General features: G+C 63.1%; 17 protein-coding genes. 8 read left to right on the forward strand and 9 right to left on the reverse strand.

The window, feature by feature from the left end:
* Window positions 1-75: 75 nt before the first annotated feature.
* The gene (locus NKI17_RS04580) at window positions 76-2,610 is read left to right on the forward strand and encodes a mechanosensitive ion channel family protein (RefSeq protein ID WP_352620822.1); all 2,535 of its coding nucleotides are present in this window, start codon (window positions 76-78) and stop codon (window positions 2,608-2,610) included.
* Window positions 2,611-2,809: 199 nt separating this feature from the next.
* Here NKI17_RS04580 and msrA read toward each other — a convergent pair whose 3' ends face one another.
* The 4 genes from msrA to NKI17_RS04600 form a co-directional block, all read right to left on the reverse strand.
* Window positions 2,810-3,538 carry a peptide-methionine (S)-S-oxide reductase MsrA gene (msrA, locus tag NKI17_RS04585; protein WP_352620820.1) on the reverse strand — a complete coding sequence of 243 codons (729 nt, stop codon included), beginning with the start codon at window positions 3,536-3,538 and terminating at the stop codon, window positions 2,810-2,812.
* Between the two features lie 77 nt (window positions 3,539-3,615).
* Window positions 3,616-3,936 (reverse strand): hypothetical protein, encoded by a 321-nt coding sequence (locus tag NKI17_RS04590; protein ID WP_352571561.1) that lies wholly within the window; start codon window positions 3,934-3,936, stop codon window positions 3,616-3,618.
* 79 nt (window positions 3,937-4,015) lie between these two features.
* The gene (locus tag NKI17_RS04595) at window positions 4,016-4,726 is read right to left on the reverse strand and encodes a DUF1223 domain-containing protein (protein ID WP_352905443.1); all 711 of its coding nucleotides are present in this window, start codon (window positions 4,724-4,726) and stop codon (window positions 4,016-4,018) included.
* Between the two features lie 179 nt (window positions 4,727-4,905).
* Window positions 4,906-5,991 (reverse strand): TadE/TadG family type IV pilus assembly protein, encoded by a 1,086-nt coding sequence (locus NKI17_RS04600; RefSeq protein WP_352905444.1) that lies wholly within the window; start codon window positions 5,989-5,991, stop codon window positions 4,906-4,908.
* Window positions 5,992-6,148: 157 nt separating this feature from the next.
* On the opposite strand from NKI17_RS04600, the gene lepA reads away from it, so the two are divergent.
* Window positions 6,149-7,954 carry a translation elongation factor 4 gene (gene lepA, locus NKI17_RS04605; RefSeq protein ID WP_352905445.1) on the forward strand — a complete coding sequence of 602 codons (1,806 nt, stop codon included), beginning with the start codon at window positions 6,149-6,151 and terminating at the stop codon, window positions 7,952-7,954.
* An 871-nt stretch (window positions 7,955-8,825) separates the two neighbouring features.
* On the opposite strand, the gene NKI17_RS04610 is transcribed toward lepA, so the two are convergent.
* On the reverse strand, window positions 8,826-10,718 hold the full coding sequence (locus NKI17_RS04610) for an ATP-binding protein (protein ID WP_352905447.1): 1,893 nt from the start codon (window positions 10,716-10,718) through the stop codon (window positions 8,826-8,828).
* A 257-nt stretch (window positions 10,719-10,975) separates the two neighbouring features.
* Here NKI17_RS04610 and NKI17_RS04615 point away from each other — a divergent pair, with 257 nt between their 5' ends.
* The 5 genes from NKI17_RS04615 (at window position 10,976) to NKI17_RS04635 (ending at window position 17,961) form a co-directional block, all read left to right on the forward strand.
* The gene (locus tag NKI17_RS04615) at window positions 10,976-11,488 is read left to right on the forward strand and encodes a hypothetical protein (protein ID WP_352905449.1); all 513 of its coding nucleotides are present in this window, start codon (window positions 10,976-10,978) and stop codon (window positions 11,486-11,488) included.
* A gap of 279 nt (window positions 11,489-11,767) precedes the next feature.
* The gene (locus NKI17_RS04620) at window positions 11,768-12,142 is read left to right on the forward strand and encodes a hypothetical protein (protein ID WP_352905451.1); all 375 of its coding nucleotides are present in this window, start codon (window positions 11,768-11,770) and stop codon (window positions 12,140-12,142) included.
* Window positions 12,143-12,573: 431 nt separating this feature from the next.
* Complete coding sequence (locus NKI17_RS04625) at window positions 12,574-13,197, forward strand: CDGSH iron-sulfur domain-containing protein (RefSeq protein WP_352905453.1); 624 nt, start codon at window positions 12,574-12,576, stop codon at window positions 13,195-13,197.
* Window positions 13,198-13,439: 242 nt separating this feature from the next.
* On the forward strand, window positions 13,440-15,467 hold the full coding sequence (locus NKI17_RS04630) for a hydantoinase/oxoprolinase N-terminal domain-containing protein (protein WP_352905455.1): 2,028 nt from the start codon (window positions 13,440-13,442) through the stop codon (window positions 15,465-15,467).
* A 322-nt stretch (window positions 15,468-15,789) separates the two neighbouring features.
* A complete protein-coding gene (locus NKI17_RS04635) occupies window positions 15,790-17,961 on the forward strand; it encodes a malate synthase G (protein WP_352905457.1) in 2,172 nt (723 codons plus the stop codon).
* A gap of 243 nt (window positions 17,962-18,204) precedes the next feature.
* Here the strand turns inward: NKI17_RS04635 and NKI17_RS04640 are convergent, their stop codons facing one another.
* From NKI17_RS04640 to NKI17_RS04655, 4 genes are all read right to left on the reverse strand, one after another.
* Window positions 18,205-19,734, reverse strand: a complete 1,530-nt coding sequence (locus tag NKI17_RS04640; protein ID WP_352571552.1) for a YifB family Mg chelatase-like AAA ATPase — start codon at window positions 19,732-19,734, stop codon at window positions 18,205-18,207.
* Window positions 19,735-19,902: 168 nt separating this feature from the next.
* A complete protein-coding gene (gene gshB, locus NKI17_RS04645; RefSeq protein WP_023679866.1) occupies window positions 19,903-20,844 on the reverse strand; it encodes a glutathione synthase in 942 nt (313 codons plus the stop codon).
* Between the two features lie 218 nt (window positions 20,845-21,062).
* On the reverse strand, window positions 21,063-21,437 hold the full coding sequence (locus NKI17_RS04650) for a GtrA family protein (RefSeq protein ID WP_023679865.1): 375 nt from the start codon (window positions 21,435-21,437) through the stop codon (window positions 21,063-21,065).
* 7 nt (window positions 21,438-21,444) lie between these two features.
* A complete protein-coding gene (locus NKI17_RS04655) occupies window positions 21,445-22,452 on the reverse strand; it encodes a glycosyltransferase (protein ID WP_031212751.1) in 1,008 nt (335 codons plus the stop codon).
* A 130-nt stretch (window positions 22,453-22,582) separates the two neighbouring features.
* On the opposite strand from NKI17_RS04655, the gene NKI17_RS04660 reads away from it, so the two are divergent.
* Window positions 22,583-24,385 carry a GtrA family protein gene (locus NKI17_RS04660; RefSeq protein ID WP_352905459.1) on the forward strand — a complete coding sequence of 601 codons (1,803 nt, stop codon included), beginning with the start codon at window positions 22,583-22,585 and terminating at the stop codon, window positions 24,383-24,385.
* Window positions 24,386-24,449 lie beyond the last annotated feature (64 nt).

A 24,449-nucleotide genomic window follows, 5' to 3' on the forward strand; every position in this document is an offset into this window, starting at 1 on the left:
GAATATTCATCTTCAAGCGGAATAACCTTCTCTGGCCGGCCCAGCAGAATCACCGGCAAGAAGAAGGGCAACAGAATGAACCCCTTTTCTGCGGCAGGACAGGATCGGCTGCTGCTTTTGCTGATCCGGACGGTCGCGTTGATCGGCGCACTCGCGCTTGCCGGCCTGCTGCCGGCCATGCCGCAGGCGCACGCCCAGGACGCGGCCAACTGGACGGGCGTGTGGGACACGAAGTGGCGCGGCGGCGGCGCCCAGATCAAGTTCGAGCAGACGGGCACTGACGTAAAGGGCGTGTACCCGCTTTATAACGGCCGTATCGAGGCCAAGGCCGAAGGCGACAAGCTTGTCGGCCACTGGTTCGAAGGCGACCGCCAGGGCGCCTTCACCTTCGTCCAATCGCCTGACGGCGGCAGCTTCATGGGCCGCTTCGATGCCGCCACCGCCGAATGGTGGACAGGTGTGCGCGTCAGCGCCGTCGAGGACGTCCGTGTCGACCAGTCGAGCCCGATGAGCACCATGCGCTCGTTCCTGCAGACGATGAACGAGAGCGGCGCCGACAACGTGCCGCGCGCCACCGGTGGCGGCATGGGTCTTGCCGGTCTGGCAGCGGGTCTCGTCGACGTCACCGAGGCCGACCGCGGCGGCCTCAACATGCCCGATTACACCAAGCTTCTGTTCACCGTCATCGACAACGCGACGTTCCGTCTGTGGAGCCTGCCGCATGATGCGATTTCCGGAGACGAGGTGACGGCGACGCTGCCGCAATACGGCACCAGGGTCTCCTTCGCCGTCACTTTTCGCCGCAAGAATGGCGACTGGTTCATCGTCGGGCCGCCACTTGGCCAACTCCAGGCAAAGCTCGCCGAATTCCAGGAAGCGCGTGGCGAAGCCGTCGACATGGTCGACGATCCGAGCAGGCTCGCCTCGCCGCGCGACACGTTCAAGGTACTGTTGAGCGGCCTCACCGAAGCCGGCGACCCGGCCCAGGCGGCGCTCGACCTGCGCAACTACAGTCAGGCGGTGCGTGGCGACGAGGCGTTCCTGCTCGAGCGCTATCTCAAAAAGGTCATCGACCGCATCGGCTACGTCTATTGGCAGGAGATCCCCGACGATCCGAAGAGCAACACCCCCTTCGTCTATTTCGAGCATCCCGCCGGCAACATCGTCATCGGCCCGGTCGAGACTGAGAAGGGCAAGATCTGGCAGTTCACGCCCGAGACGCTCGCCCACATCCGCGCGCTCTACGCCGATGTCGAAGACATGCCGGTGGCGCCGGAATTCGCCGCCTTCGCCAGCACCGACCCGTTCTTCATCGCCCGTGGCCTCGCCCGCGAGATCAGCCCCGGCCTGCTCACCCGCGCCGGCCCGATGGAGCACTGGCAATGGTGGATGCTCGGCCTTGCCGCACTGGCCGGCATCGTCTTCGGCTTCATCGCCAATGCGCTGATTTCCTTGTTTGTGCGAAGGACGGACAGCCCGGCCTTCTTCCGCATTGTCGAATGGGCGGTGCGCTCGATCGTGCTTGGCCTCTTCCTGCTGTTGACGCTGCGCCCGCTCGGTCTGCCGCAAGTGGTCGCCGCCCCGGTCAAGGCAATCGCCTGGAGCCTGGTCGTGATTGGCGCCGTGCCGGTGGTCTGGCACCTGATCGGCAAGGTCGCCGACCATTACCGTGGACTGTGGCAGGTGCCCGGCTATCACGACACGCTGATTTCGCTGTCCACCGGCGTGGCGCGCGTCGCCGTGCTGGTCGTCGCCTTCCTGCTGCTGGCCGAAGTGCTCGCCATCCCCTACGAAGGCGTCATTGCCGGTCTCGGCATCGGCGGTCTGGCGGTGGCGCTGGCGGCGCAGCCGACGCTGCAGAACTTCCTCTCCGGCCTGACGCTCTATGCCGACCGGCCGGTCAGCGTCGGCGACTTCTGCAAGTTCGGCGACCAGTCCGGCACGATCGAGCATATCGGCATGCGCTCCACCCGCATCCGGTCGCTCGACCGCACGATCATCTCGGTGCCAAACTCGGATTTCGCCGGCATGCAGATCGAGAACTACGCGCATCGCGACCGCACCCGGTTCGCGACGACGCTGCAGCTGCGCTACGAAACGACGCCCGATCAGCTACGTTACGTCCTGGCCGAGCTGCGCAAGTTGCTGATTGCCCATCCGCGCGTCATCGATGAGCCGTGCCGCGTGCGCTTTGCCGGCTTCGGCGCCTATTCGCTCGATATCGACGTGTTCACTTATATCAAAACCGCCGACGTGGCCGATTTTCAAGCCATCCGCGAGGACATCCTGTTGTCCATGATCAACATCATGGATGATGCCGGCGCGCAGTTCGCCTTCCCTTCGTCACTGGAATACAGAGCCACCGACCTTCCGGTCGACGACGAAAAACGCATCGCCGCGGAGAAAAGGGTCAGCGATTGGCGCGAGGCGCAAAACCTGCCTTTCCCCGACTTCAGCCAGATCGACAAATTCGCCCTCAACAACACACTTGCCTACCCGCCTGAGGGCTCGGCGCATTATCGCGAGACAGAGCCCGACCCGGACTCGGCCGAGGCAAAGGCGACGCTGGAGAAGGTGCGCTGGAGCCTGCCCTGGAAAAAGGGGGAGTAGTGCGAAGCGCGGAAACTGCTGATCTCCCCCCTTGAGGGGGAGATGTCGCTGAAAGCGACAGAGGGGGTCGCCGCGCGTGGAGTGCCAACTTCGTCTTCCTCGATATGCCGGACCGCGTCGCGCCAACCGAACCGACCCCCTCTGGCCTGCCGGCCATCTCCCCCTCAAGGGGGGAGATCAGCAGGCCCCGCCGCAAAACTCAGCTCTTGCTGGCGGCCAGCACCAGTACCGGCTTTTCGCGGTAGAGGTTGGGGAAGAGCCGCTTCAGATTCTCGACCTTGGGCAGATCGTTGTAGACGATATAGGGATAGGTCGGGTTGAGCGTCAGAAAGTCCTGGTGATAGTCCTCGGCCGGATAGAAGGTCTTGCCGGTCTCCAGCGTCGTCACGATCGGCTTGGGAAACACCTTGGCCTTGTCGAGCTGGGCGATGTAGCCTTCGGCGATCTTTTTCTGCGTGTCGTTTTCGGCAAAGATCGTCGAACGGTACTGGGTGCCGCTGTCCGGCCCCTGGTAGTTCAGCTGCGTCGGATTGTGCGCGACCGAGAAATACACCTGCAGCAGCTGGCCGTAGGTCACCTCGGACGGCTCGTAGGTGATCTCGACGGATTCGGCATGGCCCGTCCGGCTGGTGCCGACCATTTCATAGACGGCCGTGTCCTTGTCGCCGCCGGCATAGCCGGAAACGGCGCTGGTGACGCCGTTGACGTGCTGGAACACGCCTTGCACACCCCAGAAGCAGCCGCCGGCGAAGACCGCCTTTTCGGTGCCGGCGGTGGCCTTCTCGTCCAATGCCGGCGGCGGGATCACCACCGCGTCTTCGGCCGAGACTGCCGGCGTCTGCCAGAGCACGGCCGCGGCGGCCGTGAGGATGAGCGCGGCAAGTGCTGCTTTTGCGAAAATCGACGATCGTTTCAGGGCTCCCGTCATGTCTGATCTCCCATGATGCTGGTGTGGATTATACGACGGATAGGTCCGCCGGGCTCTCACATTGCTGTGCGCATCGCCTATTTGGCCGGAGCCATGGCATCGCAGGCCTTGGTCGCTTCGGCTTTCTTCATGGCGTCCGTCTCGGCGGCGGCCTTGGCCATGCAGTCGGCCTTCATCGGATCTGTCGCCTTCATCGCGGTCGTGGCCATCGCGTCAGCCGCCATGGCGCCGGCCGGCTTCATTGCGTCCGTTGCCGGTTTCATGGCGTTTGTTGCCATGGCGTTCGCCGGCTTCATCGCATCTTCGGCCCGCGCCGCGCCTCCTGCGAACAGCGCCGTCGAGCAAAGTGCGAAGGCGAGTGCCGCCAGGGTCGGGCGATTGGTCAAAGGATTGGTCATGATGATCTCCTAGGGTTTGGCAGGGGTTGACGGCATGCAGCGGCGCCGCTGCGGCGTTGCGCAAATTTCGGAACGGGTTCTAATTCGCTGCGGCAGCGAGGATCGGCCCGCCGCCCGGCACCTGCACCAGCACCGCTGTGCTGAGGCCGCCCGTCGCCGCCGGCAGCGGCAGTGCGGTGGCGTCGCCGGTCCAACTGCCCAGCCTGGTCAGCGAATGCACGACATTGGCGTGCGGCAGCGTGCGGCCGGTGTTTTCTCCGCGCGCCACCGGCACCTCGACGACGCCCTTGCCGTAACGCACCAGCCAGACATCGGCCCTGCCGCCGGGCACCGGACCGGCGCCGATGCTGACCTTTCCGCCGGCGAGCGACAACGAAGGTCCGTCAGCGTGGCCGCCACTCGAAATCAGCTGCTCGATCTCGCCCGGCCTGGCGCCGACGGCATCGGCCCTGCCGTTGACCACCACTTGCGGCGTGAACGGGCCGCAACGGCCGAGCGACGGTTCATAGCGGACCTGGCGCTGCGTGAATTCTTCTTTGCCGAATGTGTCCTTCCAGCCGAGATAGTCCCAGTAGGTGACGTTGAAGGACAGCGCCAGCACGCCGGGCCGGTCCTTGACCTTGATCAGATTGGCGTTGGCCGGCGGACAGGACGAGCAGCCCTGGCTGGTGAACAGCTCTACGACGGTCAGCGTCTGGCCGGCGGCCGCGCTGGTTGCCGACAGCACAGTCGCGGAAAACAGTGCCGCGGCGAGCCCCATCAGGGCTGTGCTGCGTTTCGATCCGGTCATCGCTGTTCTCCTGTGCGGTTCCATGTCCACACTTCGCCGCCGACACACGGTTCGTTACAGCATCACCGCTTCGTGATTGAGGAGAAGTCCGAGTTCCTAGAGCATTAGCGAGAGCCGAGGGGATGTCCGATCTCCCCCCTTGAGGACCCACAAGGGGGAGATCGGCACTCAAGTCGCCCCTATTGTGTGAGCACGGTTTCCGAAGGCCGCTTGTTGAACGCGCACTTGCCGGTCACAAAATAGGAAAAATCGGCATCGTCTATGGTGTTGTTGGTAAGTGATCCGCCATCTTCCCACGCTTGACTGCTGGTGATGCCGCACGGCACGGCCTCAAAGATGTCGACAGTCGTATTGGCCAGCGTCTTGACCTTGTCGATAAACAATCGGTCGGACGTGGCCGGATCGTCCGATCGCAGGGTTTCTTTCGTGCCCGAGGCCAGATAGCCGCCGCCAAGACCAGGATTGGGATTCGGAATCTTCATCTCCAGAGACAGGTTATCCATGTCCTTCACGTCGATCACCGCACCGGCGCCGGTCGCGGGATACATCGTGTTGACGCAGGTGGTTGCGTATTTCCTGGTACCGCTGATCTGAGTGATTGTGCCGGTGGGCAAGCCATAGAAGCTGGTCACCGTGACGGTCGTGCATACTTGTTTCTGGACCAGCGTCTCCGTCGTTCCGTTGATCGTGTAAACAGAGGACGTCCCGTAGCCTTTGGGATCGCCAAACCTGTTGTACGCGTAGGAGATCCTCATCAGCTTGTTGGCCGCCGCGTCACCGGGTTTGGTGCCGTAGAGCGTCACCGTCTTGTCCCACCAGCCAGAGATCTTGTCGACCTTGAACGTGGCTTGCACCAATGCCGGCCGCTTTGTCACTGCCGACGCAACGCCGATCTGCACCGTGTTGATCCTGGCGATCTGCATGAAATTCGTCGGCATGGCAAAGCCGGCCGAAGCCTTGATGCTGGCGGCGCCGTCGGTGGCGACGACGAAGCTGTCGAGCTTGGCCGTGCCTTGCCCGCCATTGGCCAGGTATGCCTCCTGCAGTTTTACCTGGCGGTCCGCCAGTGAGGTGTCCGTCGAAAGCGTCGTGATCGACAGCGACGCTGCATCGAGGGCGTTCTGCATCGATGCCCTGGTTGAAACCGCAGAGGTATAGTCGATGGAAAAACCCAATGCGGCAACCATCGGGATAAGCAAGATGGCGAGCAATGGCGCGAACGAGCCGCTCACCGATTTGAGAAATTTGCGTGCTGACAACGGCATTCCGATCCCCCCGAAACGGCGATGGCCAGTGGCTATCACGCCGGGCGCGAACTATGCTCTAATCTCATGGATCAAAGTTTAACGACTTTGCCGCCCCGCCGCCGCACCCGCGCCCCGCCGCTTGCCGATGTAGCGTGCCCCTGCTAAAGCGCGGCGCATGACCACGCCGATCAAAAACATCCGCAACTTCTCCATCGTTGCCCATATCGACCATGGCAAATCCACGCTTGCCGACCGGCTGATCCAGTCGACCGGCGGGCTGGAGCTGCGCGACATGAAGGAGCAGGTGCTGGACTCGATGGACATCGAGCGCGAGCGCGGCATCACCATCAAGGCGCAGACGGTGCGGCTGAAATACCGCGCCAACAATGGCGAGGACTATATCCTCAACCTGATCGACACGCCCGGCCATGTCGACTTCGCCTATGAAGTGTCGCGCTCGCTCGCCGCCTGCGAAGGTTCGCTGCTGGTCGTCGACGCCTCGCAAGGCGTCGAGGCACAGACGCTGGCCAATGTCTACCAGGCGATCGACAACAACCACGAGATCGTCGTGGTGCTGAACAAGGTCGACCTGCCCGCCGCCGAGCCCGAGCGCATCCGCGAACAGGTCGAGGAGGTGATCGGCATCGACGCCTCCAACGCCGTGCTGATTTCGGCCAAGACCGGCCTCGGCATTCCCGACGTGCTCGAAGCGATCGTCAACGATCTGCCGCCGCCGCGCGAGGGCGACATCACGGCCCCGCTGAAGGCGATGCTGGTCGACAGCTGGTACGACGCCTATCTCGGCGTCATCGTGCTGGTCCGCATCATCGACGGCGTGCTGAAGAAGGGCCAGACCATCCGCATGATGGGCACTGGCGCCAGGTACCTGGTCGAGCGCACCGGCGTCTTTACGCCCGCCCGCATCAATGTCGACGAGCTCGGCCCCGGCGAGTTCGGTTTCTTCACCGGCTCGATCAAGGAAGTCGCCGACACTCGCGTCGGCGACACCATCACCGAGGACAGGCGCCCGACGGCACAAGCCCTGCCCGGCTTCAAGCCGGCGCAGCCAGTGGTGTTCTGCGGCCTGTTCCCGGTCGACGCCGCCGACTTCGAGGATCTGCGCGCCGCCGTCGGCAAGCTGCGCCTCAACGACGCCTCCTTCTCCTTTGAAATGGAAACCAGTGCCGCACTTGGCTTCGGCTATCGCTGCGGCTTCCTTGGCCTGCTGCATCTTGAAATCATCCAGGAGCGGCTGGAGCGCGAGTTCAATCTCGACCTCATCGCCACCGCACCTAGCGTCGTCTACCGCCTGCTGTTGAACGATGGCACGGTCAAGGAACTGCACAACCCGGCCGACATGCCCGACGTGGTCAAGATATCGGCCATCGAGGAGCCATGGATCCGCGCCACCATCCTCACCCCCGACGACTATCTCGGCGGCATCCTGAAACTCTGCCAGGATAGGCGCGGCATTCAGGCCGACCTCTCCTATGTCGGCAAACGCGCCATGCTCATCTACGATCTGCCGCTCAACGAGGTGGTCTTCGACTTCTACGACCGGCTGAAATCGATCTCCAAGGGCTACGCCTCGTTCGACTATCATTTGACCGACTACAAGGAAGGCGACCTGGTCAAGATGTCGATCCTGGTCAACGAAGAGCCAGTCGATGCGCTGTCGATGCTGGTCCACCGTACGGCAGCGGAAAAGCGCGGCCGCCAGATGTGCGAGAAGCTGAAGGAGCTGATCCCGCATCATCTGTTCAAGATCCCGATCCAGGCGGCGATCGGCGGCAAGGTCATCGCCCGCGAGACGATCTCTGCGCTGCGCAAGGACGTCACGGCCAAATGCTACGGCGGCGACGTCTCACGCAAACGCAAGCTGCTCGACAAGCAGAAAGAGGGCAAGAAGCGGATGCGGCAGTTCGGCAAGGTGGATATCCCGCAGGAGGCGTTTATCCAGGCGCTGAAGATGGGGGATTGAGAAGCTGGTTGGCGCGCACGGCGCGCCAAGCCATCGATCCAGTGAATCGATGGCAGGCTTCGAAAGCGGGGGAGCTGCCGGAGGCAGCGGGCCCCCCGCCAGCGCGGCGCTGAAGCTGCATGGTGGAGATTATTCTCCGGGCGGCGGCGGTGGCGGACGATCCTCGGGCACAGGCGGGGGTTCCCTCGACTCCGTGGCAATCTCTCGAAAAATGCCATCGACACCTGCGAAGATTAGCCGACCGAGTTCTGCAACCTCAGATGCGTCGCCTAAGCGAATGAGACGCATTGTTTGCAGGCATAGAACAGCAATGTCGTTAGGTGAGTTATCCGTTATTTGGTAGGCAGCCTGGAATGCGGAAAGGACGGCGCGGACCAATCTTGGTTCCAGTCGCGGGAGAGCGGTGTTCCAAACGTGAATAGCGACCGACTGGCTTCCTATCTGGAGACCAAAATTCGGCGTAAAAGTTACGGAAAACGTTTCGCCAGGGCTTCGCACAGTAGTCGGCGCAAAATCCAAAATTGCACCGGGATTGAGAGCTCTCCAAGCGGCCAGCCGCTGTAGGCCAAGTTGAGCAGATCGTCGCTCTGGCTCTTGTGCTATTGTTGAAGTCGCAGTCAGCAAGCTCTCTAACGACTCTCCAGCCGTCAGCCGATGGCAGAGTCTGCGAAGGCTCATGTGAAAATCATAGCCGCTTTCTCGTGGCGTAGATCTCCGGCGCAGCTCAGTTCGCTGTGGGCGAACGTTCATGTGAACGATTCGCAAGAAGGCAGAAATTCCGAAAGCTGGCATTGGGACACCTTCCCAAATTTCGATTCGCACTCGCTAATATACACGAAATTCCCGATTTGTTCTCTCGCATTCAGCGCTTTCAAGCAGTCTTTTTGGTTGCCTCCACTTTATCTGGAAAAGCTCTCGGGAGTAGGATCCTAAAGGTGCTCCCCTCGTTCAATTTCGAAGTAACTGTTATGTATCCTCCACTCTGTTTAACGATGCCGTACACCATGGATAGGCCTAGCCCAGAGCCACGTCCAACCTCCTTCGTCGTAAAAAAGGGCTCGAATATTCTGTCAATTATTTCAGGTTCGATACCTTTGCCGGTATCTCGGACTGAGAGTTCTACGTAGTCACCGGAGCTAACGACCTCGTCGCCAAAAATGAGTCGCGAGCGTACAGTATGGTTTTTCAACTCTATGAAAACAGAGCCTCCGTCGTCGGGCATAGCATCGCGCGAGTTGACTACGAGATTGACGATAATCTGTTCGATCTGGCTGATGTCGACCTTTACCTCCCAAAGGCCCGGATCAGATTGGCTTGCAATCACAATGCCGTTTCCAACTAAGCGAGTTAAAAGCATGAGGAGATCGTCGAGGACCTCCGCCAGGTCCAATATTTCAGGAGTGATCTCCTGTTTGCGAGAAAATGCCAAAAGCTGTCGAATGAGACTGGCACCCCTGTTGGCCGACTCTCTTATGCTAAGTAGTTTTTGATAGGCTGGCACACCGGGTGAAACGACACTGAATAATTCCTCAGCTGAAGAAGAGATAGAGCTCAAAACACTTCCAAAATCATGAGCAATCCCTGCTGAGAGCTGGCCTACAGCCTGGAGTCGCTGCGACTGCGACAATAGCGCGGCCGTGCTCATCTCCGAGTCACCAATAGATGCGATGTGACTTCGATTATACTTTGCTTGGATCTCGTTCACCCGGTCCTGATGGTCATCGATAAGTTTCTTTATCTCGGCATTGCCGCCATAGACTAAGTTCTCCTTCAGGTCTTTGACCGGGTACAGAGGGTCAGCAATTGCTCTCGGGACGTACACTTTTAATTCTTCAAGAAGTTTTCTAAAGAAATCGTCCGCGTCCTGGTTTGGCACGACGGAGGCATACCGACTAGTAGCGAGGAGCTCGGCAACGTATTTGTCCGTGGCGGCTAGTCGATCCGAATAGGATATCCAAAAGATCTGGGTATCTGGCCATCGGCGCCCCGCCTCGATGAGTAATTGCATCAATCCTCGCTCACGTCCGCCATATCCGATGGCAATGAACACGCTTGCGGTGCGAAAAAGTTCATCGATCGCGTGGCGAGCCGCATGATTATTGGCAAGTTCATCCGTATCGGTTTGCGAATTTCGGAGATAGTAAGTGTGGCGAGATCCATGAATTTGAATGAGCTGCGGATAGTTGGAATCGCCGCTTATCCGATATAAAGAGTCCAAGCCGTCAGCAACGACTGGAAGACGCCCACTACGAGAAAGTCCGTCAAGGACCAGTTGATCAAAATTCGTCGTCAGTATGGTGGAGACATAACCTAATCTAACTAGCTCTCCAATGCATAGGTGAGTCCAATTTATGCGGCGATCTATTCGGTCGAATAGTTGGGAAAAAACTCCCCTTATTTCCTTTGGGGTTTTGTAGTGTTTTGAGAAGATGTAATCGTACACCGATGGCCAATCGGTGGCGTCGCCATTGACACCTTGAAAGAGGTCGCTTTCAAACTTTCCGGAGGTGACTAAATACCGAAGAGCCTCCGCAGGATCTGCTATGTTCGCGCGTTCAATACCATAACTGTCGGCTAGACGAATAGCCAACTCTTGGGCAATTTCTCCTGCAAGTGGGATGCCCGCACTTCTGGAACATCCGGCACCAACGAGAAGAATGGTGCGCCCAAGAGCCTTTGACCCAGATTGAGGTTGGTAGTCACGCCGCATAGCATCAGCGACGTCTGAAACGGACGCAATATTAACTTGATTAACTTGGTTCACGATGAGCCTTCAGATTGCCAAGAGAGCACCTAACCATACTTGCTGAATTTAATGGAGAGAAGTTCATGCAACCGCGCAGGTTCTTTAGCATTGAGCATCTTCCCCGCCTGTCTGATGCCAAGCGGCCGGCGTTGGCTAACCTCGAGTTGATCGCGCCGCCGGCTTGATAACCGTCAGATACGCGCCGGCCCTTGAGGCCGCCCTTTGAGAACGCCCCGCCCTGAAGTATCCTTAGGTGGCTTTGGGGGGAGATCTCAATGCGCTCCACTGTGGATACCATCGCCGCGATCGGCCTCGCCATCGGCGGCGCTTTCGGACTCGCCGGCACCTTCGTCGAGAGCGCGCCCCTTCGCGAAACGCTCTGGACGATCGACGGCGTGGCGCTCGTAGTGGCGACCGCGCTGCTGACGATGAAATATCAGCGGCAGGGCAATGACTGGGTGGCGGCCGGATTTCTGACCTTTCTCGCCGGCGAAAGCCTGCTGCTCTCCGGCAATGCGGCGGGGCTTGAGGCCAGCGTGCCCTCCTATGTCGGCGGTATCTCGCTTTGGGCGGCGGCGCTGGTCATGGTCAGCGCGCCGAAAACCTTCGCGCTGTGGATGCGGCTCACGGCTGTCGTGGCCGCCTTGCTGTTTGTTGCGTCGGCGGGCCTGATCCTCTGGGGGGCGCCGTTACTGCCGACCTCGGAGCCGCTGCCCGCTGCCGGATATCCCTTCCTGGTGCTCACATTCATCGGCTGGATCTGGACGCTGCTGAAGCCCCGCCGGTGAGGCCAGTCGGACCGCCCCCTCTCCGGCCGCTTCGCGGCCACCTCTCCCCCACTTCGTGGGGGCGAGGAACCCAGGTCTTGTGAGGCTTCGGCGATTGGCATTTCCTCGCCCCACGAAGTGGGGAGAGGTGGTTTGCGAAGCAAACCGGAGAGGGGTCTTCCTTGGCAACGCTGCGCTTTCGCGATGTGCAAATGGCGCACCCCCTTCCACCCATCCCGCCGCCATGCCATGTTCTCGCTCGCGGCCGGGCAGGCCGCTTCATTCCGGGGGGAAATCATCATGTCGTCCTACGCTTTCGCGCGCCGCGTCGCCGCGTCGCTGTTCATTGTCACGCTGTTTGCGCCCGTCGCGCATGCCGGCGATGTCACCTTCGAGATCAAGAACAGCCATCCGAACGCCATGCGCGTCGAGCTCTACAGCCAGAACCGCGATCATGTCTGGCCGGGCAACAATCAGGATTATTATCTCAACGACGGCGAGACCAAGGCGATCCCGCTGTCCTGCAGTGACGGCGAATCGATCTGCTACGGCGCCTGGGTCGATGGCGACGAGAACACCTATTGGGGCGTCGGCCCCGGCAATACGGAAAAGTGCGACGATTGCTGCTACACCTGCAGTGGCGGCGAGACCGAGGAAATCGATCTGGTTCCGTGACGTGGCAGATCTCCCCCCTTGAGGGGGAGATGTCGCCAAAGGCGACAGAGGGGGTCGCCGCGCATAGAGCGCCAACCTGTTCTGCAGCAGTAGGCCGAGTCCGGTCGTGCCGACCCCCTCTGGCCGCTGCGCGGCCATCTCCCCCGCGAGGGGGGAGAGGGCCGTCCCGCGAGTGCAGGCCGGCAACGCCGGAATTTCAAAGCTGAAACAAAAAACCCGCCTCGGCAGGCGGGTCGTTGGAGCCAATTAGCACCATACCCAAATTAGTAGCATAGCTGCCGGCACAAAGCAAGAACAAAATGTGGTGCTGCGAGCAAGAAATGCGAATTCCCTTACCGCCGCGCCCGAGGTCGGCCCTCACGAGGGTGAGAATGCTGCCTTGACGTCGTCCTGACTGTCGCCATAGCGTAGTCCGACAGGAGACCCACCCAATGGCAGTGGTCGAAGGCGAGAACATCGACATCGGCTTTTCGGGAAAACGTTGCATCCATTCGCGCAACTGCGTGCTTGGCGATCCGCATGTTTTCGTGCCCAACGCGCCCGGCCAGTGGATCCACCCCGAGGCGGCCAGCGTCGAGAAGATCGTGGCGCTCGCCGAAGCCTGCCCGTCCGGCGCCATCACCTATATCCGCAAGGATGGCGGGCCGCAGGAACAGCCGCCGGTGGTCAACATTGTGCGCATCCGCGAAAACGGCCCGCTTGCCGTCCATGCCGAGATCGTGTTGGGCGGCGAAACGTTTTACCGCGCCACGCTGTGCCGCTGCGGCGCCTCGGAAAACAAGCCGTTCTGCGATGGCAGCCACACCAAATCGGGCTTCACCGCCACCGGCGAGCCGGCGCTGAAGGACGCGCCGGCGCTGGAGGTGCGGAATGGCCCGCTGACCGTCACACCGACGACCAACGGCCCGCTCAAGCTCGAAGGCAATGTCGAAATCGTCACCGGCACCGGCCACACGGTCGACCGTACGCAACGCGCCTTCCTCTGCCGCTGCGGCCATTCCGCCAACAAGCCGTTTTGTGACGGGTCGCATAAGCGCGTGGGGTTTGTCGGGTAGCCTAGCGATCTCCCCCCTTGAGGGGGAGATGTCGCCGAAGGCGACAGAGGGGGTCGGTACGTCCTGACGCCAATGCCATCGCGGCCAGAGAATGCCGGGGCTCCACGCGAGACGACCCCCTCTGGCCTGCCGGCCATCTCCCCCTCGAGGGGGGAGATTACGCTGCCTTGGCCCAGCGCTCGTGCCTTTATCGGCCCGTTCATATCGGCTAAGGGCGGGGCAGCAATTCTCCGGACCCAAATATGACCGCCAAGATCAAATCGCCACCCCTGTTCCTCGGCATCGACACCGGCGGCACCTATACCGACGCGGTGCTGTGGTCGGAAGCCGGCGGCCCCGGCGGAAAAGTGCTGGCCAAGGCCAAGGCGCTGACCACCCGCCACGACCTGGCGGTCGGCATATCGGGCGCAGTCGATGCGGTGCTGCAAAAGGCCGGCACCGACCCGGCAGCGATCAAACTGGTGTCGATGTCGACGACGCTAGCCACCAATGCGCTGGTCGAGGGCCAGGGCGGGCGCGTAGCGCTGGTGATGATCGGCTTTGCCGAGGGCGACCTTGCCCGCGACGGGCTGAAGGCGGCGCTCGGCACCGACCCGGTGGTGTTCTGCCCCGGCGGCCACGATGTCCATGGCAATGCGGCAAAGCTCGATCTTTCCGGGCTGGAGGCAGCTTTGCCGGAACTGGAAAAGTCGGTGTCCGGCTTTGCCGTCTGCGCCTATTTCGCCACCCGCAACCCGGCGCATGAGCTAAGCGCGCGGAACCTGATCCGCGACAGGACCGGCCTGCCGGTCACCGCCAGCCACGAACTGTCGGCCAAGCTCGGCGGCCCGCGCCGGGCGCTGACGACATTGCTCAACGCCAGGCTGATCTCGATGATCGACCGGCTGGTCGCGGCAACCGAAGGCTTTTTGGCCGCGCGCAACATCGCCGCCCCGCTGATGGTGGTGCGCGGCGACGGCGCTCTGGTCTCGGCCGCCTTTGCCCGCCAGCGGCCGATCGAGACCATCCTGTCCGGCCCCGCCGCCAGCCTTGTCGGCGCCCGCCACATGACCGGCCTCGACGATGCCGTGGTCTCCGATATCGGCGGCACCACCACCGACGTCGCCGTGCTCGACAAGGGCCGGCCGCGGCTCGATCCGGAAGGCGCCACCGTCGGCGGTTTCCGCACCATGGTCGAGGCCGTCGCGATGCGCACTTTTGGCCTCGGCGGCGATTCCGAAGTGGCGCTGGAGGACGGCGCGCTCAATCCGAGAATCCTGCTCGGCCCGCGCCGCCTGGTGCCGCTGGCGCTGGCCGGCATGATGCATGGCGAGGCCGTCACCGCGGAGCTCGAACGCCAGCTGCGCGCGCCCAACCCCGGCCGCATGGATGGCCGGCTGGCGGTGCGCACCGGCGTGCCGGAGCGGCTGGCGGCCGGACTGACCGGTGCCGAAGCCAAGCTTTACGAGCTGATTGGTGCCGTGCCGCAGGCTCTCGACAGATTGCTGACCTCGAACGCCCAGAACGCCACCTTGAACCGGCTGGTGTCGCGCGGGCTGGTGCATGTCGCCGGCTTCACGCCGTCGGACGCCGCGCATGTGCTGGGCAGGCAGGCCAATTGGGATGCGGCCGCGGCGCGTCTCGGCGCCGAGTTGTTCGCGCGCAAGCGCGACGGCCGCGGCCAGTTCATCGCCGCCTCGCCGGAGGCGATCTCGGAACGGGTGCTGACCGCGCTGACCCGCCTGTCGGCGGAAGTCATCCTCGAGACCGCCTTTGCCGAGGACGGGCTGGATGGCGCGGCGACCGTCGCCCATGCCCTGGTCCAGCGCGCCGTCGACGCGCATCCCGGCATCGCCCGCCTCAGCGTCGCGCTCGACCGTCCGGTCATCGGCCTCGGCGCCTCGGCGCCGCTGCACTATGCCGGCCTGGCCGAGCTGGTCGGCAATGAATGCATGGTGCCTGAGGATACCGATGTCGCCAACGCGCTCGGCGCCGTCGTCGGCCAGGTGCGGGTCTCGGCCGAGGCGCGCGTCAGCCAGCCCAAGGAAGGGCTGTTCCGCGTCGCCTCCGGTGAAAGCGTGCGCGATTTCAACGACGAGGCGGCGGCAATCGCCGCGGCGGAGAAAGATGTGCGGGCGATTGCCGCCGGGCGGGCTAAGGACGCCGGCACCGACAGTGCCGAGATCGAAATCGCCAGCGAGTTCCGAGTCTCCACCGTAGAGGGCCAGCGCATGTTCATCGAGGCGCATGTCGTGGCGGTGGCGTCGGGACGGCCAAGGATTGCGGTGTAGGTTCAGCCAATCTCCCCCCTTGTGGGGAGATGTCCGGCAGGACAGAGGGGGGCGCTGTCCCGCCGACGTATCAGTCCTTCGCAGTTGCGCCCTCAGGCTTGTTCGCGAGTGACAAGGTCTGCGATCCTTCGCGCCCCCCTCTGCCCTGCCGGGCATCTCCCCCACGAGAGGGGAGATTGGCAGCTCCAGCGGCAATACCAAGTTCCGGTGTGGCGAATTAGAAACCCGAAGCGATTTGCCCTACCTTCTCCCTGAGCTGAATTGACCCTGCCACCGTGACATGCCAAAGGCCCGGCCTAGCCTTTCGTCTGGAGAAGCCCTGATGACTGATCGCGTCGAGATCGCCGGATTGCGGATTGCCCGCGAGCTTCATGATTTTGTCGTGAACGAAGCGATGCCGGGCACCGGCATCGAGGCGGAGGCATTCTGGAACGGTTTTTCGGCCATCGTCCATGATCTCTCGCCAAAAAACCGGGCGCTGCTCGAAAAGCGCGATGCCATGCAGGACAAGCTCGACCGCTGGTATCGCGACAATGGCGCGCCCGTCGACATGGAGGCCTACACGAGCTTCCTGCGCGAGATCGGCTATCTCCTGCCCGAGGGGCCGGCCTTCAGCGTGACGACCGAAAATGTCGACCCGGAAATCGCTTCGGTCGCCGGGCCGCAGCTGGTGGTGCCGGTGATGAACGCGCGTTATGCGCTGAACGCCGCCAATGCGCGCTGGGGCTCGCTGTACGATGCGCTCTACGGAACCGACGCTATCCCGGAGACGGCCGGCGCCGAGCGAGGCAACAAATTCAATCCGGCGCGCGGCGCCAAGGTCGTCGCCTGGGTGAAAAGCTTCTTCGACGAGGCGGTGCCGCTCACCACAGGCAAATGGGCCGGCGTCAACGGGCTTTCGGTCGCCAACGGCATGTTGCGGCTCGGCGAGGGTGCCGGCGCCACCACGCTTGCCGACCTCAGACAGTTTGCCGGCTATCGCGGCGATGCCGCCGACCCCGAAGCCGTGCTGCTCACCAAGAACGGCCTGCACATCGAAATCGTTGTCGACCACAACAACCAGATCGGCCGCACCGATCCGGCCGGCATTGCCGATGTCGTGCTGGAATCGGCGCTGACCACCATCCAGGACTGCGAGGATTCGGTCGCCGCGGTGGATGCGCAGGACAAGGTGCTGGTCTACCGCAACTGGCTCGGCCTGATGAAGGGCGACTTGGCGGAAGAGATCACCAAGGCCGGCAAGAGCTTTGTCCGAAGGCTCAACCCCGACCGTACTTACACCGCGCCGGATGGCGGCACGCTGACCTTGCCCGGCCGCTCGCTGATGCTGGTCAGGAATGTCGGCCACCTTATGACCAATCCGGCGATATCAGACCGCGACGGCAACGAGGTGCCGGAAGGCATCATGGATGCGGCGCTGACGGCGCTGATCGCGCTGCATGACATCGGCGTGAACGGGCGCCGCACCAATTCTCGCGCCGGCTCGATGTACATCGTAAAGCCCAAGATGCACGGGCCCGACGAAGTTGCCTTCGCCGTCGAGATTTTCGACCGTGTCGAGGCGCTGCTCGGCGTGCCCAAAAACACCCTCAAGATGGGCATCATGGACGAGGAGCGGCGCACCACCGTCAACCTCAAGGAGGCGATCCGCGCCGCGAAAGAACGCGTCGTCTTCATCAACACCGGCTTCCTCGATCGCACCGGCGACGAGATCCACACCTCGATGGAAGCCGGCCCGATGATCCGCAAGGGCGACATGAAGCAGGCCGCCTGGATTGCCGCCTACGAAGCCTGGAACGTCGACATCGGGCTGGAATGTGGGTTGGCCGGCCACGCCCAGATAGGCAAGGGCATGTGGGCGATGCCCGACCTGATGGCGGCGATGCTGGCCGAGAAAATCGCGCATCCCAAGGCCGGCGCCAACACCGCCTGGGTGCCGTCGCCGACGGCGGCAACCCTGCACGCCACGCACTACCACAAGGTCGACGTCCATGCCGTGCAGGCGGCACTGAAGAGCCGGCCCAAGGCAAAACTCGACGACATCCTGTCGGTGCCGGTCGCGGTGCGGCCGAACTGGTCTCAGGCGGACATCCAGAAGGAACTCGACAACAACGCGCAAGGCATTCTGGGCTATGTCGTGCGCTGGATCGACCAGGGCGTCGGCTGTTCGAAAGTGCCGGACATAAACGACGTCGGCCTGATGGAGGACCGCGCCACGCTGCGCATCTCCTCGCAGCACATCGCCAACTGGCTGCATCACGGCGTCTGCACGCCCGAGCAGGTCATGGAGACGATGAAACGCATGGCGGCGATCGTCGACCGCCAGAACGAAGGCGATCCGCTCTACCGGCCGATGGCGCCGGATTTCGACAAGTCCATCGCCTTCCTCGCCGCCTGCGACCTCGTCTTCAAAGGCCGCATCCAGCCCAACGGCTACACCGAGCCAGTGCTGCACGCGCGGCGGCTGGAGCTGAAGGCGAAGCAGGGCACCTGAAGCGAAGGCATGGGAGTCGGGGTCCCCCTCCCCCTTGAGGGGAGGGTGGCCCGAAGGGCCGGGAGGGGTCCTGCAAGAAGTGCGCCGACTCCCATTCCAGCGACAAGAACGGGATTGTCTTGGCGACCAATACTCGGTGCCATCTTGATCTGCGCATATCGTGCAGACGTTAAAGGCCGAGCACGTCGCCGGCGACCCCACCCGGCCGCTTCGCGGCCACCCTCCCCTCGAGGGGAAGGAAGCCTACGCCGCTTGTGCCATCCGTTCCGAGCTCATGCGGTAGGAAATCGCTTCGGCCAGATGGATGCGGCCGACTGTTTCGCTTGCCTCGAGGTCGGCCAGCGTCCGCGCCACCTTCAAGACGCGGTGATAGGCGCGCGCGGAAAAGCCGAGTTTTTCGCTGGCATCTCTGAGCAACGACAGGCCGGCGGCATCGGGCATGGCGATCGCCTCGATGACGGAGGGCGAGCAATGGGCGTTGGTGGTGGCGGTCGCGCCGAGCCGCTCGAAGCGCTCGCGCTGGATCGTACGGGCGCGGGCGACGCGCAGCGCCACCGCGGCACTTTTCTCTGCCCGGTCCGGCCGGATCAAATCGCTGGCCGAGACCGCCGGCACCTCGATCCTGAGGTCGATACGGTCGAGCAGCGGGCCGGAAATGCGCGCCTGGTAGTCGGTGCGGCAGCGGTCGCCGCGCAGGCAGCGATAGCCGGGCTCGCCGGCCATGCCGCAGCGGCACGGGTTCATCGCCGCGACCAGCTGGATACGTGCCGGATAGGTGACGCGATGATTGGCGCGCGCGATCATGCAGTCGCCGGTCTCGAGCGGCTGGCGCAGTGCATCGAGCGCCTGCGGCGAGAATTCGGGGAACTCGTCGAGGAACAGCACGCCGTGATGGGCAAGCGAGGCCTCGCCCGGCCGCACGCGCAGACCGCCGCCGACCATCGCCGCCATCGAGGCCGAATGATGTGGCGCGCGGAACGGCCGCCGGTCGGTGAGTTTTCCTTCGCCGAGTTCGCCGGCCACCGAGGCGATCATCGAGACTTCGAGCAATTCCCTGGGCGCCAGCGGCGGCAGGATCGACGGCAGCCGCTGCGCCAGCATCGACTTTCCCGACCCCGGCGGTCCGACCATCAGAAGATTGTGGCCGCCGGCCGCCGCCACCTCCAGCGCCCGCTTGGCGGTCTCCTGGCCCTTGATGTCGGCAAGGTCGGGCAGGTCGCGCGCCGAGGCATGGATGCCGGCTTCCGGCCGCGACAGAACCTGCGTGCCGCGAAAATGATTGGCGATGGCGATCAGGCTGCGCGGCGCCAATATGTCGAAATCCTTGCCGGCCCAGGCCGCTTCCGGCCCGCAGGCGAACGGGCAGATCAAGCCCTTGCCTTCGGCATTGGCGCCGATCGCCGCCGGCAGCGCGCCGGCCACCGCCGCGATGGTGCCGTCGAGCGACAATTCGCCAAGCACGACATAGCCGGCCAGCATGTCGCCCGGAATGGCGCCGAGCGCCGCCATCAGCCCGAGCGCGATCGGCAGATCGTAATGGCTGCCTTCCTTGGGCAGGTCAGCGGGTGCCAGATTGACGGTGACCTTCTTCGACGGCATCGACAGGCCGGATGCATGCAGCGCTGCCTGCACCCGCTCGCGGCTTTCGGCTACAGCCTTGTCGGCCAGCCCGACGATGTGCATGTTGACCTTGCCCGGCGCGATCATCACCTGCACGTCGACCGGCACGGCCTCGATGCCCTGGAAAGCAACCGTGCGAACCCGCGCCACCATGTCTTCACCCCGGATGCAGGCTTTTGCCCCAAGCCTTTGCGATCATGCCGCGAACGGCGTCACCGGAGACAACCACAGATTTCCGGCGAAGGCAAGAACATTTGGGGAACAGCTGAGCGCCACGGCTGCAATGGTCCGGAACGCGGCCGCTTCCAGAAGCAATGTACGCTAGTTGCGCTTCTCCTCGACGGCATCCCAAAATAGGCTGGCGATGTCGGCGCCGCCGAAGCGCTGCACTTCGCGTATGCCGGTCGGTGAGGTCACGTTGATCTCGGTCATGTAGTCGCCGATGACGTCGATGCCGACAAGGATGAAGCCGCGCTCCTTCAGCGCGGGGCCGATGCGGGCACAGATCTCGCGTTCGCGCGCCGTCAGCTCGGTCTTTTCGGCGCGGCCGCCGACATGCATGTTGGAGCGGGAATCATGCTCGGCCGGTACCCGGTTGATGGCGCCGACAGGCTCGCCGTCAACCAGGATGATGCGCTTGTCGCCAGCCCGCACCTCCTTGAGGTAGCGCTGCACGATGTAGGGTTCGCGGAACAACTGGTCGAACATTTCGAGCAGCGAGGCGAGGTTGCGGTCGGCCTCGTGCAGGTGGAAGATGCCGGCGCCGCCATTGCCGTAGAGCGGTTTGACGATGATATCGCCGAACTCCTTGCGGAAGGCTGCGACCTCGAGAGGGTCCTTGGTGATCAGCGTGTCCGGCATCAGGTCGGGAAATTCGGTGACGAAGATCTTTTCCGGGCTGTTGCGCACCCAGGCCGGGTCGTTGACCACCAGCGTCTTCGGATGGATGCGCTCGAGAATATGCGTGGTGGTGATGTAGTTCATGTCGAAGGGCGGATCCTGCCGCAAAAGGATGACGTCCATCTCCGAAAGATCGGTGCGGACTTCTTCGCCCAGCGAATAATGATTGCCCTTCTCGTCGCGGACCTGCATCGCCTCGATACGGGCAAACACCTTGCCATCGCGCAGCGACAGCCGGTCGGGCGTGTAGTGGAACAATTGGTGGCCGCGCCGCTGCGCCTCCAGCGACAGTGCAAACGACGTGTCGCCGGCTACCGACACGGTGGAGATGTGGTCCATCTGGACGGCGACTTTCAGGGGCATGGCAGCTCTCCGGCGCACTTGGAGCGATCCACTTGGACGCACAAAGTACGCTCCAACATTTCTTGAATCCATGCATCGTGCTTTCCGAAAATCGATTCCGATTTTTCGGGCCGATGCATCGACGACAGCGATATAAGGAAATCGGCGGCCTCTGCCAATCGGCCAAGGTCATGATGAGGCTGCGCTTCGCTTGGCGCAGATCCCAACGCGATGTGCCTTCAGCGGTCGAACACCAGCTTGGAATAGCCGAGGAAGGACAGCGCCATGGCGACCAGCGAGGCGACCGCAAGGGCTATGAGCGGCGACACCATCGGCAGTGCGAACAACATGACGCAATAGACGAGATAATTGACGACGCTGGTGGCAATGCCGACGCCGCCGTAGCGGGCGCCCTCATGCGCGATGCCCCGGCTGGAAGGCGAGAAGGTCAGGTGGCGGTTGATCAGCCAGGTGGCGGACAGCGCAAAACCGATCGAAATGATGCGGGCTGCCAAGGGGCCAAGCGGCGTTGCCGCCAGCACCAGCCAAAGCGCACCCGCGTCGGCGACGAAGCCGATGCCGCCGGCGACAATGAAGCGGGCGAGGCGTCCCATTTAGGCTCTAGGCCGCGCGCGGGGTCTTGCGCGGTCCGGCCTTCAAAGTCGCGAGCGCGCTTGCACGTTCACGTTCGACGCGACCGGAAGGCATCGACAGATAGAAGATGCGCTTCTGCTCGGCGCGGCCGCGCGACACCGAATCGAGGATCACCCCGGTCACCGCCGCCAGCATCGACAGCAGCAGCAGGCCGACCGACAGAACCCAGGTCGGCATGCGCGGCACAAGCCCGGTTTCGGCGAACTCGATCAGCACCGGCGCCATCAGAAACAGGCTTGATGCCAGGAAGAACACCGAAAAAGCGCCGAAGAAACGCAGCGGCTGCGTCTCCTTCATCAGCATGGCGAACATCCACAGGATCTTCGCGCCGTCGCGAAAGGTCGACAGCTTCGACGAGGAGCCTTCCGGCCGGCGGCCATAGTCGAGTCCGATCTCGCTGACCGGCAATTTGAGCTGCGAGGCGTGCACCGACATTTCGGTCTCGATCTCGAAACCGCCGGAAACGGCGGGAAAACTCTTGACGAAGCGCCTGGTGAAGGCGCGGTAACCCGAGAAGATATCGGTAAAGTCCGAGCCGAACAAACGTTTGTAGAGGCTGTTGAAGATGCGGTTGCCGAAGGCGTGGCCTGTCCTGCCGGCGTCGTTGGCGACGCCGCGCCTGGTGCCCACCACCATGTCGGAGCGCTCGGTCAGCAGCGTGTTGATCAGTTGCGGCGCGTCCTCCGGCGCATAGGTGCCGTCGCCGTCGGCCATCAGGTAGATGTCGGCCTCGATGTCGGCGAACATGCGGCGCACGACATTGCCTTTGCCCTGGCGCGGCTCGCGCACCACGATGGCGCCGGCGGCGCGGGCTCGGAGCGCCGTCAGATCGCGCGAATTGTTGTCGTAGACATAGATCGCGGCGGCAGGCAGCGTTTCGCGAAAGCGCCGCACCACTTCGCCGATCGTCAGCTCCTCATTGTAGCAAGGCAGGAGCACGGCGATGCTCGGCTCATGGCGCACTTCTTGTGGCATTTTTCGTCTCCGGATGCCCTGTGAGGCCCCTGACCGCTCAAGCGCCGGCCTCGCTCGGGCGGCTTTACTATTTATTGAAGCTGTTAAGGCTAGGTTTAAACCGCACCGTATTCCTTCCAAAGGTCCTGATATGAGCACAGCCGACGATGGCGCCTCCATTTGGAGGTCCGATATCGCGCTGGCGCTGCTTGCCACGTTGCCGGCACTTGCCGTCAATGCCCTTGCCGGCTTCCCGGAATTGACCAATGCCGGCGGCGACAACGACAATCTGCTGCGCCTTGTCGAAGTTCGCGACATGCTGGCCAGCCAGGGCTGGTTCGATCTGCACCAGTACAGGATGGGCCTGGAAGGCGGTTTCGTCATGCATTGGTCGCGGCTGGTCGATGCGCCGATCGCCGCCATCATCATCGCCGTATCGGCCCTGACCGGCAGCGCGGCCTTTGCCGAGAATGTTGCGCAAGTGCTGTGGCCGACGCTGCTCTTCTGCCTGACCGTGTTTTTCACCGCCCGCGCCGCACGCAGCTTTGCCGGTGACAGCGCCGTGCTGCCCGCTGTCGTGGTCGGCGCTGCCGCACTGTATTTCATTGGCATTTTTTCGCCTGGCGCGCTCGATCACCACAATATCCAGCTGATGCTGAGCATGGCCAGCCTGAGCCTATTGCTTGAAGCGCCAATGCGCAGGCCGGCGGCATTGCTCTCCGGCCTGTGCGCCGGATTGATGCTGGCCGTCGGTATGGAGACCGCCCCTTATGTGGCCACCATCGGCGCCTCTGTCGCCATGCTGTTCGCCCTCGGCGCCAATGGCGAGAGGCTGATCGCCAGGGATTTCGGCCTCGGCTTTGCCGGCGTGTCCGCTCTCGTCTTTGTCGCCACCATTGCGCCGTCTGCCTGGGGTCAGGCGCAATGCGACGCCTTTTCGACCGTGCAGTTCGTCGTCGCGGCGATTGCCGGAACCGGCCTTGCGGCGATAGCGTCGATCGAGCCGGCCGGCCGCACGCGCCAACGGCGCATCGCCTCACTTGGCCTGCTTGCCCTGCTATTGGGCGCTGTCGTCGTCTTGTTGTTCCCACAATGCCTGGCAGCGCCCTACGCCAACCTCGATCCGCGCCTCAAGGAGCTATGGCTTGATCACATCGACGAGGCGCAATCGCTGTTCAAGCTGCTCGCTGAAGATCCGGCCGGGGTGGTGGCGCGCTATGCCACGCCGCTCATTGCGCTCGTGCTGATGGCGCTTCGCCTTGGCCGTGGCGGCTGGCGGCGGCAGGACAGCCTTGTCGGCGCGCTGCTTGTCGTGGCCTTCATCGTCAGTGCTTGGCAGGTGCGCGGTTCGACATTCTCGATCGCCTTCGCTGTCGTCCCGCTTGCCGCCTGGATTGCCAAATGGCGTCAACGGGCCGAGGTCAGCCCGTCGCGCAGCGTGGCGCTGCGCATGGCCGCCGTCTGGCTGGTTTCGGTGAATGCCGTCTGGACTGGGGCTGCCGCGGCAACCTCGGTCGCCTTCGAGGACAGCAGTACCGCCGCCGATAATGGCGACGGCGCCGATGTCGCTTGCCAGCGCATGGCCTCCTTTGCGGCGCTTGGCCGCCTGCCAGGCACCACCATACTGGCAATTTCCAATCTCGGATCGCCGATCCTGGCCTATTCCGGACATCACGTCTTCGCCGGGCCCTATCATCGCAACGTCGCCGGCAACCTGCTGGCGCTCGATGCCTTCCTTGGGTCCGATGCCGATGCCAGGACCATCCTGGCGGATCATCACGTCGGCCTCGTCGCGCTGTGCCCCGGCAGCGCCGAAAGCAAGCTCCTCGCAGCCGAGGCGCCGGCAGGCTTTCTTGCCGGGCTGATGCGCGGCAGCGTGCCGGAATGGCTTGAGCCGGTGGCCGGGACCAGCGGAGCCGCCGTCGAATTGTACCGCGTCCGGCTGGGCAACTGATCGATCGGCGGCCCGTGCGGCCTTTTGTCGGACATAAGTCCTGACAATCCACTCTTTCGCCCTT

It is taken from the genome of Mesorhizobium sp. M0816, from assembly GCF_040320005.1.
GTDB lineage: Bacteria > Pseudomonadota > Alphaproteobacteria > Rhizobiales > Rhizobiaceae > Mesorhizobium.

Coding starts and splice junctions, on each gene's coding strand:
- NKI17_RS04580 (WP_352620822.1), top strand. CDS start 76: ATGAACCCCTTTTCTGCGGCAGGACAGGATCGGCTGCTGCTTTTGCTG.
- msrA (WP_352620820.1), bottom strand. CDS start 3,538: ATGACGGGAGCCCTGAAACGATCGTCGATTTTCGCAAAAGCAGCACTT.
- NKI17_RS04590 (WP_352571561.1), bottom strand. CDS start 3,936: ATGACCAATCCTTTGACCAATCGCCCGACCCTGGCGGCACTCGCCTTC.
- NKI17_RS04595 (WP_352905443.1), bottom strand. CDS start 4,726: ATGACCGGATCGAAACGCAGCACAGCCCTGATGGGGCTCGCCGCGGCA.
- NKI17_RS04600 (WP_352905444.1), bottom strand. CDS start 5,991: ATGCCGTTGTCAGCACGCAAATTTCTCAAATCGGTGAGCGGCTCGTTC.
- lepA (WP_352905445.1), top strand. CDS start 6,149: ATGACCACGCCGATCAAAAACATCCGCAACTTCTCCATCGTTGCCCAT.
- NKI17_RS04615 (WP_352905449.1), top strand. CDS start 10,976: ATGCGCTCCACTGTGGATACCATCGCCGCGATCGGCCTCGCCATCGGC.
- NKI17_RS04620 (WP_352905451.1), top strand. CDS start 11,768: ATGTCGTCCTACGCTTTCGCGCGCCGCGTCGCCGCGTCGCTGTTCATT.
- NKI17_RS04625 (WP_352905453.1), top strand. CDS start 12,574: ATGGCAGTGGTCGAAGGCGAGAACATCGACATCGGCTTTTCGGGAAAA.
- NKI17_RS04630 (WP_352905455.1), top strand. CDS start 13,440: ATGACCGCCAAGATCAAATCGCCACCCCTGTTCCTCGGCATCGACACC.
- NKI17_RS04635 (WP_352905457.1), top strand. CDS start 15,790: ATGACTGATCGCGTCGAGATCGCCGGATTGCGGATTGCCCGCGAGCTT.
- NKI17_RS04640 (WP_352571552.1), bottom strand. CDS start 19,734: ATGGTGGCGCGGGTTCGCACGGTTGCTTTCCAGGGCATCGAGGCCGTG.
- gshB (WP_023679866.1), bottom strand. CDS start 20,844: ATGCCCCTGAAAGTCGCCGTCCAGATGGACCACATCTCCACCGTGTCG.
- NKI17_RS04650 (WP_023679865.1), bottom strand. CDS start 21,437: ATGGGACGCCTCGCCCGCTTCATTGTCGCCGGCGGCATCGGCTTCGTC.
- NKI17_RS04655 (WP_031212751.1), bottom strand. CDS start 22,452: ATGCCACAAGAAGTGCGCCATGAGCCGAGCATCGCCGTGCTCCTGCCT.
- NKI17_RS04660 (WP_352905459.1), top strand. CDS start 22,583: ATGAGCACAGCCGACGATGGCGCCTCCATTTGGAGGTCCGATATCGCG.